Source organism: Plectonema cf. radiosum LEGE 06105 (assembly GCF_015207665.1).
Classification (GTDB): domain Bacteria; phylum Cyanobacteriota; class Cyanobacteriia; order Cyanobacteriales; family Nostocaceae; genus Rivularia; species Rivularia radiosa_A.
This window is the reverse complement of the sequence record NZ_JADEWL010000035.1, coordinates 1-12,962: the sequence shown is the minus strand read 5'-3', so window position 1 is coordinate 12,962 and position 12,962 is coordinate 1. Positions and strand designations below refer to the sequence as shown.

The 12,962-nt window shown below is 38.1% G+C and carries 11 protein-coding genes; 4 read left to right on the top strand and 7 right to left on the bottom strand.

The genetic code is table 11. The features are described 5' to 3' along the window. Window positions 1-453: 453 nt before the first annotated feature. The 5 genes from IQ247_RS12830 to carA all read right to left on the bottom strand — a co-directional run bounded on the left by IQ247_RS12830 (window position 454) and on the right by carA (window position 4,571). A complete protein-coding gene (locus IQ247_RS12830; RefSeq protein ID WP_193920509.1) occupies window positions 454-756 on the bottom strand; it encodes a DUF1816 domain-containing protein in 303 nt (100 codons plus the stop codon). A gap of 84 nt (window positions 757-840) precedes the next feature. Further along, window positions 841-1,827: a 23S rRNA (guanosine(2251)-2'-O)-methyltransferase RlmB gene (rlmB, locus tag IQ247_RS12825; protein WP_193920508.1), complete on the bottom strand. Its 987-nt coding sequence runs from the start codon at window positions 1,825-1,827 to the stop codon at window positions 841-843. A gap of 101 nt (window positions 1,828-1,928) precedes the next feature. Further along, entirely contained in the window at window positions 1,929-2,405 is a 477-nt protein-coding gene (locus IQ247_RS12820; protein ID WP_193920507.1) for a Mini-ribonuclease 3, read from the bottom strand. A gap of 494 nt (window positions 2,406-2,899) precedes the next feature. Further along, on the bottom strand, window positions 2,900-3,391 hold the full coding sequence (locus IQ247_RS12815) for an STAS domain-containing protein (RefSeq protein ID WP_322745497.1): 492 nt from the start codon (window positions 3,389-3,391) through the stop codon (window positions 2,900-2,902). A 19-nt stretch (window positions 3,392-3,410) separates the two neighbouring features. Beyond that, on the bottom strand, window positions 3,411-4,571 hold the full coding sequence (gene carA, locus IQ247_RS12810) for a glutamine-hydrolyzing carbamoyl-phosphate synthase small subunit (RefSeq protein ID WP_193920506.1): 1,161 nt from the start codon (window positions 4,569-4,571) through the stop codon (window positions 3,411-3,413). Window positions 4,572-5,036: 465 nt separating this feature from the next. On the opposite strand from carA, the gene IQ247_RS33395 reads away from it, so the two are divergent. Further along, complete coding sequence (locus IQ247_RS33395) at window positions 5,037-6,131, top strand: retropepsin-like aspartic protease family protein (protein ID WP_193920501.1); 1,095 nt, start codon at window positions 5,037-5,039, stop codon at window positions 6,129-6,131. Between the two features lie 1,034 nt (window positions 6,132-7,165). Next, entirely contained in the window at window positions 7,166-7,462 is a 297-nt protein-coding gene (locus IQ247_RS12800; RefSeq protein ID WP_228059701.1) for a hypothetical protein, read from the top strand. A 289-nt stretch (window positions 7,463-7,751) separates the two neighbouring features. Here IQ247_RS12800 and IQ247_RS12795 read toward each other — a convergent pair whose 3' ends face one another. Both IQ247_RS12795 and IQ247_RS33135 read right to left on the bottom strand, forming a co-directional pair. After that, complete coding sequence (locus IQ247_RS12795) at window positions 7,752-9,962, bottom strand: phosphoketolase family protein (protein ID WP_193920499.1); 2,211 nt, start codon at window positions 9,960-9,962, stop codon at window positions 7,752-7,754. 317 nt (window positions 9,963-10,279) lie between these two features. Next, window positions 10,280-10,414 (bottom strand): hypothetical protein, encoded by a 135-nt coding sequence (locus tag IQ247_RS33135; RefSeq protein WP_265579684.1) that lies wholly within the window; start codon window positions 10,412-10,414, stop codon window positions 10,280-10,282. Window positions 10,415-10,443: 29 nt separating this feature from the next. Here IQ247_RS33135 and IQ247_RS12790 point away from each other — a divergent pair, with 29 nt between their 5' ends. Both IQ247_RS12790 and feoB read left to right on the top strand, forming a co-directional pair. Then, the gene (locus IQ247_RS12790; protein ID WP_193920497.1) at window positions 10,444-10,677 is read left to right on the top strand and encodes a FeoA family protein; all 234 of its coding nucleotides are present in this window, start codon (window positions 10,444-10,446) and stop codon (window positions 10,675-10,677) included. 74 nt (window positions 10,678-10,751) lie between these two features. Then, a complete protein-coding gene (feoB, locus tag IQ247_RS12785; RefSeq protein WP_193920495.1) occupies window positions 10,752-12,605 on the top strand; it encodes a ferrous iron transport protein B in 1,854 nt (617 codons plus the stop codon). The last annotated feature ends 357 nt before the right edge of the window (window positions 12,606-12,962 follow it).

Sequence of the window (12,962 nt, the reverse complement as noted above, 5' to 3'; positions counted from 1 at the left end):
GGCTACACCTTCCAAAGTCCGCCTACGCCGACTTAAGAAAGCTTCAAACCCGCGTAGGCGGTTTTAGATAGCCCTGGCGACTAGAAGTCGCGGCTACACCTTCCAAAGTCCGCCTACGCCGACTTAAGAAATCTTCAAACCCGCGTAGGCGGTTTTAGATAGCCCTGGCGACTAGAAGTCGCGGCTACACCTTCCAAAGTCCGCCTACGCCGACTTAAGAAATCTTCAAACCCGCCTAGGCGGCTTTAGTCTGTGTAGCTGCGATTTCAATCGCCCAGTAAATAATTCAACTTACAGTAAACAAATTTGAAAAAAATGAAGCATAAAGTATAAAAAAAGTCAAGTTTCACTTGATTATTCATATCTTATACTTCATTTTTTTTTTACACGACAGTGCCTGATAGAGAAAGCTTTCAGCTAAAGTTGAAAAACTTGAATGCATCCAGCCTTTAATTACATTTGACCGCTAAAGACAGGCTTTACTTTGCGGTCAAACCATTCCCCCAAGTCGTCAGAAATAGTTAAAACTTTTGGTTTACAACGCTTAACATCAACTTTCAGACCTTGCGCTCCTTCTAGTTCAAGGTCTTCGACATAACCTTTTACAGAAGCTTTAGCTTCCGTACCGTTAAGAAAAGGTCCGAAGTAATAAGTACACTTGGGATTTTGAGTCGTAATCTCTACCCACCAAGCCAAGCCAAAGTTATCAAAAATGTTGGTAACAAATTCTTTGAAAGTATTTCCAATTGTGTTCATGGTTGTTGCCAATTACTAAAGTTGATACTAGTTGTTAAAGAACTATACTGTCGGTTTTTTCCCTTCACATTTCTTTATACTCTTTTATATGTGGTTTTTGGAAGGGGTTTTTGGCAAATTTTCTAAGTAAAGCGTATCGTTCCAGCGCTGACGATAAATTTCATACAGTACCATACCGGCTGCAACTGAAGCGTTGAGGCTGGGAGTTTTGCCTTTCAAGGAAATTGACACTAAAGCATCGCAGCATTTTTGTGTGAGCATACCTAAACCTTCGCCTTCAGAACCAATTACTAAAGCAATTGGGGAACCCTTAAAATTTACTGTATGTATCGGTTGGCTCGCAGAACTCGCAGTACCATAAATCCAAAAACCAGCGGTTTTCAAGTCTTCTAAAGCACGACTGAGATTAACTACTCTAGCCACAGCAAAATTATCTAAAGCACCAGTCGCTACTTTCATGACTGTAGAAGTAATTCCAACGGCTCTACGCTGTGGAATCACCATTCCTTGGGCTCCAATTGATTCGGCTGTACGAATGATTGCTCCTAAATTGTGGGGATCGGTAATTCCGTCAGCCACAACTATTACTGGTGTATCCGTTACGGCCAAAGCTTTTTCGATCAAATCGTGCAAATCAAAATACTCATAAGGAGCAATTTGTGCAGCTACTCCCTGATGATTAGCATTTCTAGTAATTTGGTCTAAGCGGCTCGGTTCTACTTCATCTATAACCGTTCCATTCCCTTTAGCTTGTAAAAGCAAATCATGAAAACGGCGATCGTAACGTAAACGGGAAGTAATCCAAACGCGATTGAGACGACCTTGGTTTTCCAAAGTACTCAAAACTGGATGACGACCGTAAATTAAGTCACTATTTTCTGATTCTTCCGTGGATGATAAATATTCAAAATTAGAACTATTTTGACGAGGTTTATCAATTACAGAGCTATGATTTCTGTCTCTAGATTTACTTTTAGGTGGAGATGAAAAACGCTTACCTTTTAGTTTTAAAGGTTGTGGGCGATTTTCGTCATTAACATTAATTTTAATTTTTCTTGGTTTGTCAATCATATGGTTATTTGGTAGAGCTAAGATTTAGGACTTTTTCTCTCACCTTTTTTGTATCCGAACATCGCCGGATTAGGAACATTCAAGAGTTAGACATTCCGCTATTACTCCATGATGAGTTTTTGCAGAAGTTCGCTCAATCGTTCGGTATTGGTGAGATATAAATAGCCAATCAAAGTTTCTAGACTAGTAGCTTGTTGGTATGTGTGGGGATCTACACGTTTGGGACGACCTGTGGCGGCGTTACGACCCCTGCGGACAATTTCTAATTCATTATTATTAAGATATTGACTAAGTAAGTTTAACATTTGCGCCTGCTTTTCGGCTCTTACTTGTGCCACTACCAAACGATGATAATTTTCTACTCGTTGGGGTGGTAACAAGTAATATCTCCTGATGTACAGTTCGTAAACTGCATCGCCTAAATAAGCAAGAGCGGTAGGAGAAAGCTGCTGTAGTTGTGATTCAGAGAGTTTAGGTAGCAATTGTTCTGCATTTAGTGTCGTTCCATAGGAATCAAATGAATCCTTGGGGACATTCTCAGAACTTGAATTTGGAAGATTTTCCTCCTTTGATTTCACAACTTAATCATTCCTGATACGCTTAATAATTATCTGAGTGGTGATGACTTGAAAAAATTTAGTTACTACCCGTTTGTTATTTTCCTATTAGTTCGTATTTATTGCCGTTATTTTTACAAAAATTTTTGATATTTTTAATTTTCATTAACATCAATTTTCCGAACCAAAAATCTTTTGTGAGCGTAAGTAAATTTGCCAATTTAAATTTTGTCAATAGAAAAGATTTTTTAAACGCAAGGAAAACAGTTATAAATTACATTAATATTAATATTATTTATATACCTATTGCAAAATATTCAGTTTAATCATACCAGAGTTATAATCAAAAATCTTCATTTTTGTGTCAGGGGAAAATGTCAAATAAATCACAAAAAATCGTTTTGTTATATTTGCTTGCTAGATTTTTTACTTTTTTGGCTTAATATTTATTCAAAATTTATTCAAAAAAATTGAGCTATCCAAATTTAAATATCGGATAGCTAATTTTTTGACGGTCAAGAGGACTTGGTGTTTTCTAAAGCCTTATCAACTGAGGTTTGTAAGGCAAGAAATTTTTCCAAGCGAACGAGCTTGACTGTCTGAGTAACGCGGGCGTTAGTGACGATTTGAAAGGTACCTTTGATGTTTTGAGACTGCTTGGCTAATTGAACCAAAGCTCCCAAACCAGAACTATCTACAAAGTCAATTTGTGAAAGATCCAGAATAATATTTTTCGGACCTTCATCAATTTTACTACTAAGTACCTTACGAAATGTCGGCTCGGAAAATGCGTCTAACAAACCTGTGAGACGGAATAGCTGACAGTTATCCCGGACTTCACGAGTACCTCGCAGGCTAACGGTTAGATTTAGTGGCTCAGCAATAATTCCCTCCTCATGGTGAAAGCAAACGCTCAAGTATAGATGTTTTTTGTGTCTGTTGTCTACTTTAACCCCTGCTGTAAAAGAAAGGGGTGGTGAAATATTGGAACTTTCACAATTCTCCAATTTCTCACTTTTTCTATTTTTACCTTACTCGCGCAGTAATTGCTTGACGAACTGTTCTCATTGCTTGAACAAAATGCTCAAATAAATAATCTGCATCATGAGGTCCCGGAGAAGCTTCTGGGTGATATTGTACCGAGAAAACTGGTAACGATTTATGTTTCACTCCTGCGACGGTACTGTCATTTAGATTCAGGTGGCTAATCTCGACTTCGCTATGAGGTAGTGAATCGGGGTTGATGGCAAAGCTGTGATTTTGAGAAGTGATTTCGATTCGTTTGTGTAAACCTGCTGGTTGATTTAACCCCCGATGACCAAATTTTAGTTTATAGGTTTGCGCCCCCAAGGCTTGACCCAAAATTTGATGTCCCATACAAATACCAAATATGGGTTTCTCGGATTTTAACAGTGCTTTAGCGGTTTCAACTCCTTCGGTGACTGCGCTGGGGTCTCCTGGTCCATTGGAAAGAAAGATTCCGTCTGGGTTATATTTGAGAATTTCTGAAGTTGGAGTATTTGCTGGAACTACAATTACCCGACAACCATGACTTGCTAAACGACGTAATATATTGCGTTTAACGCCAAAATCTAAGGCTACAACGGTGAATTTTTCGTTTTCCTTTAAGTCCCGCTTAAATTCCCATGCTGCAATTGTGGGTTCTGACCACTCGTAAACTTCTGAAGTCGTTACCTCTGTGACCAGGTTTAATCCGCTCATCGATGGGGCTGCATTCACCTGCTCTAGTAATTCATTAGCATCAAGTATTTCAGTAGAAATACCGCCATTCATGGCTCCAAAATTACGTATTTTACGAGTTAATGCGCGAGTATCGATACCATATATACCAGGTATTTGATGCTGTTTTAAGTAATCCGGTAAAGATTGAGTTGCTCGCCAGTTGCTCGGTTGGTCACAAATATTTCGAGCAATACAAGCCCGTAAATGTGGTTTATCTGACTCGGCATCTTCGAGATTGACACCAGTATTTCCTAACTCTGGGTAGGTAAAAGCAATGATTTGACCGCAATAACTAGGGTCGGTCATTACTTCTTGATATCCCGTCATGCCGGTATTAAAAACTACTTCTCCCATGGCGGTGCCGCTAGCACCAAAAGACCAACCGCGATAGCTGGTTCCATCTGCCAGGACAAGTAGAGCAGGTGTTGTGTCAAACAGAGGCATAAGCAATAAAACGATTAGCTATTAGGAGCGAAAGTTAATTATCCCACGAGTTAATTTACTTAAATTATTTTTATTTTGATCAGTTTTTCTAAGTACATTACAAATGTAAATCGGCAAGAAGGGAATTGGGAATTGGGAATTACTAACCAATCGATAACGACTATTTAAGATTCTATGATTATTTTGATGATAACGGGATGATTATAAATGCGGATAGCGCTCTGGGTTGTTTTTAACTACCATTAGCACTGAAGCAACAAGTCTATGTCTATAAATTGTACTCTCTTACTGATTAAAATAGTTAAAGGGGCATAGAGCCTCAAAGATGCTTTTCCGATTGCGGAGAATCAGGCAGATAGTCGCGTTTGATGAATGTTAAATAATTAAAATTGGAAAGTAGATTTTTGCCCTCAAGGGCTTGGTAAAATCAAAACTATTATGCTTAAGCCTTTGTTTTCTCGTAGAGTGTCGATCTTACTATGGAGCGTACTAACTATAGCTGGTACTGCTTGTAGCCAAGAACAAAAAATTGCCAAAATTCCCACTGATCAGCAGCAAGCGGTGCCGAATGCTTCCCCTGTGGTGGGTTCCCTTAGTACTTCAGCACCAAACTCAATTCAAACCTCGGAAGAAGTTATAGAACCAACTTCCTTTGAAATGGCATTGGACAAAGCTGCGGGTGCTTTTAGTGTCAGTCAATCGGCTCATTCTCAGGAAGATTGGAAATTAGTGGCTGATTATTATCAAGATGCCATTAATTTGATGAAAACGGTTAAGCCCCAAGCTCGCTACTACCCCATTGCCCAAGCAAAAGTCAAGGAATATCAGCGTCATTTGGATTATGCTTTAGAAAAATCCGTTGCGCTTACTCAACCCCAAGAACTACCAGAGCCTGAAAAAATAGTGGTCGCAGTACCACCTCTCAAGGAATCTATTGCACATCAAAAAATGCAGATTCCTCAAGGGATAGAAAATATATTACAGCAGAATTTACAATCTCCCATTGCTGCACCGCAGCAATTACCCCCACCAACTACCCAAAAAGCGATACCAATACCCGTTGAGACAAAAAAAGTATATGCTGCTGTACCGATTCAAGAAGACACCCGTCAAGCTATGGTATTTAGCTCCCCAATCAAACGACGTATTGGTGGTACACCAATTATTGATGTCACTTTTAATGGACAACAGCAATTTGAAATGATTGTTGATACAGGTGCTAGCGGTACCGTGATTACTCAGCAGATGGCTAGCTCCCTCGGTGTTTCTACCATTGGGAAAGCTAAAGCAAATACTGCAAGCGCTCAATCTGTAGAATTCCCCATTGGCTACGTTGACTCTATTGAAGCCGGTGGTGTCAAAATTAAGAAAGTTCCTGTGGCGATCGCCGGTTCGGAATTGGAAAATGGACTTTTAGGACACGACTTTTTTGGCAACTACGACATTACGATTAAAAGCAATGTTGTCGAATTTCGCCCCCGCTTGGATAATTACCCAACATCTAAAAAAGAAACTCGAAAAAGCATTCCCATTTATCCCAAGAAGCTTTTTAATGAATAATTTATCCCAAGACACTGCTGTGGGCGCATTTACTCCGATTACAAAAAGTCTCCTTAGAACCACAAGTAGGGGGTGTTGACCCTAATGGAAATCTAGGAATTAAAGTGTAATATCTGAATGAATACGGATTGAATATCAAATCCGTCAAGTGTAATTGCTGCCTTTAAAAGCAATTCAAAATAATTTAATATTACGCTATATAGGGCGATAGTAAAGAAAAAATTATCTTTGCTGCGTACATATTCCGATGTCTTAAACAAAAATTAACCTTTTCTTAGCTTAGGATTAAGCTATAAGGTGTTAAGTTAAATAGTAATTCACTTTTTGCTGCAACATTTGAACTTCCCCTGAGCCTTTGGAGTATATAAGGTTTGGGGGATTATCTATTTTAACGTCAGTTCGATGTTCAAGAAGTCGGGTTTTTATCAGAGTTGTAAGTGTATTACAGATATAACTAAAATACAAAGGCTATGGAGTTTCCGGCAAAAGTGTGTTTGCGATGCTCCTTCAGGAGCCGCCTTCGGCGATCGCGAAGGGCATTTGTAAATACTACTTTGGGAGTATGCGTTCAAAACTAGTTTTGAGTACTATTAATCGTATAACTAAATAAAAATCATCAACATTAAAAAAAATCATCTCTTTATTTGGGTGAGAGTAAGTTTTGAACAGCATTGGTACCATATTTATGATTTTAAATTAGTTAAAAACTTCTACTTTGGCTTGTTACTCAAGGTGTTGAACGAAGTATTTGTAATTTTAGTTTATGATTCTATAAAAATATAAAAATATATATCCATATTATCAAAATGAAACTTGTGCTAATGCTGATAGCTATATGCCATTATCGATAGTATTCGCAATTTATCCTTTTGGTTAGGTTGATATTACTGAAGTAATTATATTCAATAACTTTTTTCAATAGCTTTAAAGATTGATATTTAGAATTGTAAAACAACTGTCATATAATACCAAAATAGTTGTTATCTTATTAGAGCGATAGATAATTATGAGTAAATACTGTTCAGGAGATAAAAATGCTTGCAATTTATCTGATGCTATTGATTCTTGCTTTGGGTACTATATGGCTGGGATTGAAGATAGCCGAAGAAGTCTATCGTATTGCAGTAGTGTTTACCGGAGCAATACTTTTGATCATGGGGTTTGTATTGGCTCCATCATTTATACAAATAGGTAGTGTATTGCTGTTATTGGGAGTTTATCAACTCTACGTTTGGCAACCCAAGTTTAATATACTTGTGAAAAACGAAGTTCAAGTTGTGGAGACAGTTAAATGTGTAGGTTCTAACTGTTCCATTGCAAATGCTGATTAATTGGATAACGAAACTTTATGAATTGTTAAAGACTTTATAGTGTACTAACTTTTGAATGTTCGTAGTACTTATTGGTAGTACTTAGAAGAATCTAAAATCTCAAAACCCCAATTGTGATAAGTAAAAACTCCGCGCTCCTTTGCGTGTACCTTTGCGTTTCTTTGCGTTAAAAATATATAATAATACGAATTCGTAATTAACAAACCCGGCATTGGCGAATAAAAATATCAAATGATTAGAGACGTAGCAGTGCTACGTCTCTACAAAAATTTCCAATTTATGATAAAACTTAACCGATTAAGTTGATTGCTCTTTCTTTCAAAGCTTCCGCAGTCAAACCGTTAAATGCCATTAATTCACCTGCACTTGAAGTAGTTTCTCCGCGTTTCCATGCAAAAGTGTCTCTTTGACAATTACTTCGTAGCATCACGGGTTCTAACATCGCTGCTGCACCGCCGGTAACACCAATTAAGGCATCTCCATCAAACATTTCGGTAAATTTTGCATCATCGAGAAAATCGCCGTCTGCTTGGGAACAGGCATCCCAAGCAACATCATGAGGACGATATAAACGACGGGGGTTAATGATAGAAACGATTTTGACTCCTATACGTTGTTGTTGTAATAATTCCGCAGCTTCGTATACTGGCTTTAACATCATGTCACCAATAACTGCAAAGACAACTTGCTTATTTCCAGTGGTTTCTTGTAAAACTATCGCACCATCTTTTAAAGCTTGACGGGTTTGTTCAAAGGTGGTAAGAATCGGTAAAGGTGATTTGCTCGCGGTAATGACAATTCCTTTGTTCTTAGTAGTCAATGCCCATTCGTAACAAGCTTGGATGCTATTGGCATCAGTGGGGAAAAGTGGGAAAATGTTGCCATTACGCATCATTGAAGCAAAGTAAGCCTCGATTTCTGGACGTTGATGAGTCCATCCATTACGTCCCTGTTCTAATGCACCAGCGGTAAATAAAGTTATTGTAGAAGGTGTAGAACGACGTAATTCTGCCATTGCTTGAGTTACAGTTTGCCAAATTGGTAAACCGTTGATGGCGAAGGATTCGTAAGAACACCACAAACTGCGTCCTCCCATCAAGCATAAACCCGCTGCTAAACCAGCACAAGCATCTTCGCTCAAGGGTTCGTAAACTTGTCCTTGGGGAGCTTGGTTGTAAGTGTCATCTGTTGTCGGGTGGATAATTTTTAAAGCCTGGTTAATATTACCAATACCAGATGCAGCATTTCCATCAGCGTTGGTAACTAAGAAATTCTTGTCAGCTTGTCCGACTTTCCCTACTAAAACTCCCATAGCGGTAGTAGAAACTTTCGCTTCTCCACCAACTTCAAACTCTTGCAAAGGCAACTCACCTAGTTCAGATAATTGTAACTCAAATTCTGTCACCGCAGTTTTCCCAGCCGGACCACCACCAGCGCGATCGCAATTTGTTCGCACTAATTCCCAAGCTTCTACGGGTAGAGCGCGTTTTTTCAATGCTTCTACCATATGAGGTGCATCTAAAGTATCTTTGGGATAAAGGTTGTGGGATTTGGAACCTGTAGCGTGAACTCCCGCACCTTTGAGTTGTTTAATAATAAATACGGTTAGTTTACCACCAAGGGCAGATTTTGCGGCTCGATCGACTCCTTCAATCACGGATGAAGTAAATTCCAATCTTTTTTCAAAGGAAAATTCGGTACTATCAACATATTCCCCTGGTTGATTTTGGTCGTCAAAGTCTTTAGCGTTAACTAAAATGACTTCCTCAAAACCGTTTCCGCGCCAATAATTGATCATCTCTTCGTTGGTTTTCAAGGAAACCATACTGTGATGTTCCTGACTATAACCATTCCACACCAACACTGGGAGGAAATTGGTAATTTTAGGGAAAGCAGTGTTAAAGTGTGCCATTGAACTGATGATATAAGGTTCCCCTAAACCTCCATCACCAACAGTAAAGGGGAATAATTTATCTTGATGCAAATAAGCCGCAGCCATTGCAAAATGTTGACCTTGACCTAAAGGACCCGCAGGTGCAAGAATACCAGGAATCATACCTGAAAGATGTCCGAGTAGTCCGTGTTTTTCGCGATAACGTTCCCGTAATTGTTCTACAGTGATAATACCCATGTCTTCTAGCGAACGGTCAAGAAACATGGCACTATAAAATCCGGGGGCATGATGTCCCACTTCGGTGATAATATTCTTGTAACCCAGCATGACTAAAGCAGCGTAAGCTTCCGCTTGAGATGCAAAACCACCCGGATGTCCTGAAGCTTTACTTCCAGTAATTTGTAATGTTAAATAACGTAAAGCATCGGCATAAAGTAAAGTTTGGTAAATTGCTGTTGCATTTTGAGTATCGCTAATAGCAGTTTGACCTTTTTCGATAGCGCTTTGTTTACCGTATTGATCAAAATCGGGTAAAGCTTCCCCAAAATATTGAATACCTTCACAAAACTTGGGAATTGATGTTGCTTTGGGTGTTGTTGCTGTCATGCCGATTACCTTGTGTATGAGGAGAAACTCTATATTTTGGTTTAACTTAACCCAAATTTTACAACTTTAAGGTAAAGAGAGCTAATTGTGATTTCTCAACTCATACATAAATAATCTCAATAGACGGTTGGGGGGAGTAGGGAATAGGGTTGGGGGGAATAGGGAGTAATAACCTGATTATCACATTCGTCGGGTTTTTCGGACAAATGTTGTAAAAACCCGACTTCTAACCCCACTACCACACAAGTCGGGTTTTTAGGATAAATGTTGTGTAATAACTAAGAATTGTTGTAAAAACCCGACTTCTAACCCCACGATTATTGGGGAAACTGCATACTATGTAAATAGGCGTATCTGCCACTGATAGCAATTAATTCTGAATGAGTTCCAGTTGCGATAATTCTTCCTTGTTCTAAAACGACTATCATATCGGCATTTTGACAGGACATCATATTATTAATAAATAAAACTTTTGATATTTATGACAAACATTGAACTTTGTAACTTGAAAGTAGGAGAAACAGCAGTAATTTTAGAATTATCAGGTGAAGCAAGTTTACAGCAGCGTTTGTTAGCTTTAGGTTTTCGTCCAGGGAAACGCATCAAAATACTTAGAAAAGCCTGGTTAAATGGTCCGTTACACATCAAAATTGGAACAACAGAAGTGATGATACGTCGTCGGGATACTTCTGCAATTCAAGTCAGTAGAGATTAATCAGCATAAAATAAAAAATCATTTAGAATCGCATTCACAATCTAAAATCCAAAATCTAAAATCCAAAATTCTCAATGACTCACTGTAATCCTTCTTCTATATCCGCAGATAATTTATCTACCGAACTCAAACAAATTGCCGTATTAGGAATGCCAAATACAGGTAAATCGACCTTTTTTAATCGCTTTACAGGTTCTCAAGCGACTATTGGTAATTGGCCAGGAATGACCGTTGATTTAATGATGGCAGAAGTTAGCTTAAATGAACAACCAACGCAAGTAGTAGATTTACCAGGAATATATGATTTACGAGGCTTTTCGGAAGATGAAGTTGTCGTGCAAAACTTTTTAGAAACCACACCACTTCATTTAATTATTATTATTCTTAACTCTACTCAAATTGAGCGACAAATTAGTTTAGCTTTACAAATTAAAAGTTTAAAATTACCCGCAGTATTATTGTTAAATATGGCAGATGAAGCACCAAGTTTTGGTGTCACTATTAACTATGAAAAACTCAGCGAACATTTGCAAATACCAGTCATTCCCATTAGTGCTAAATATGGAGAGGGTTGCGATAAAGCATTTCAAATAATTGCTGAACATTTACAACAGCAAAATCAATCGATAACGGTAGGAAAAGTCAGCGAAAAATTACCATCGGAAACTGAAATAAATTCCGAGATGGAATCAATATTAACCGCAGCAGTGACAACTGACAGCGAAATTTCCGAAAATTTGACAACTCGCTTAGATAAAATATTTCTCCATCCTATTTTTGGTTTACCAATATTTTTTATCACCATGTTTTTCATATTTCAATTTATCTATGCTTTGGGAATACCATTGCAAGATTTATTGACAGATGGACTAGCTTGGTTAAAAGATAATGGATTAGAACCTTTATTAAATTATTTACCTTGGTTAGGAACATTTTGGCATAATTTTATTGTTGAAGGTATTTACGAAGGAATTGGAACAGTTGCAGCATTTATTCCCGTGATTTTTTTATTCTTTATTTGTATGGGAATAGTTGAAGATAGCGGTTATTTATCCCGCTCCGCTTTTTTAATGGACGCATTCATGGAAAGATTAGGTTTAGATGGACGTTCCTTTGTCATGTCATTGATGGGATTTGGGTGTAATGTCCCTGCAATCATGGGATTAAGAGTAATGCGATCGCCAGCTTTAAGAATGCTTTCAATGTTGGTAATTCCCTTTTCTTTATGTTCTGCAAGATTGAATGTATTTATCTTCATGACAACGGCATTATTCACACCCAAACAAGCACCAATTGTCCTATTTAGTCTCTATTTATTTAGCTTTGCTGCGGCAATTTTAACCGCTGCATTATTTAAAGGAATGTTCCCTAATTCTGAACCAATGGTATTAGAATTACCTCCCTATCGCTTCCCGACTATCAAACAAATGATAACCAGAGCTTGGAATGAAGCGACAAATTTTTTATTTTGGTCGCGGAGATTTATTATCTTTGGAGTAGTGATAATTTGGCTATGTAATAACTTACCTACTAACGTACCACCAGCAAGTTCTCAAACAATTTCTGGAATGATTAGTCATGTTACTCAACCAATTTTATCTCCCTTGGGAATCAATTCACAATTAGCAGTAGCTTTGATTTTTGGATTTATTGCTAAAGAAATTGTCTTAGGTGGTTTAGCTATTATTTATAGCGCTCAATCAGAAGCCGGACTTGCAAAACTTATTGCCGAACAAATTGACTGGGTACAAGCTTATAGTTTTATGTTATTTACCCTGCTTTATGTTCCTTGTTTGTCCACAGTTGCCATAATTAAAAGCGAATCTAAAAGCGATAAATTTACTTGGTTATCAATAGTTTGGTCTTTAGGTTTAGCTTGGATAGCTAGTTTTATATTTTATCAAGCAGCGCGATTTTTGGGATGGTAATTTACCCTTTAATAATGAAAATTATACTAGTACTCCGCCACATTAATTTTGAATGGTTAGTTTTTTCCCAAAATTGTCTAGAGACGTTATGTATAACGTCTCTACAGCACCTCGGTAGACGAACAAACCCCTCATAACTTATGTGGTGAACTATTAGTATTCCACCACATTAATTTTGAGGAGTTAAAATACCTCTTCGTAGGTTGGGTTAAGCGTTGGCGAAGCCTGTCCGACAGGACATAGCGCAACCCAACGCGGGTGCCGAGGCTCCACTACGTTTTGCTTCGCAACGCTTGCGCGAACAGCCCAACCTACAATATTACATTGATTACCCCTCATAACTTATGTGGTGAACTA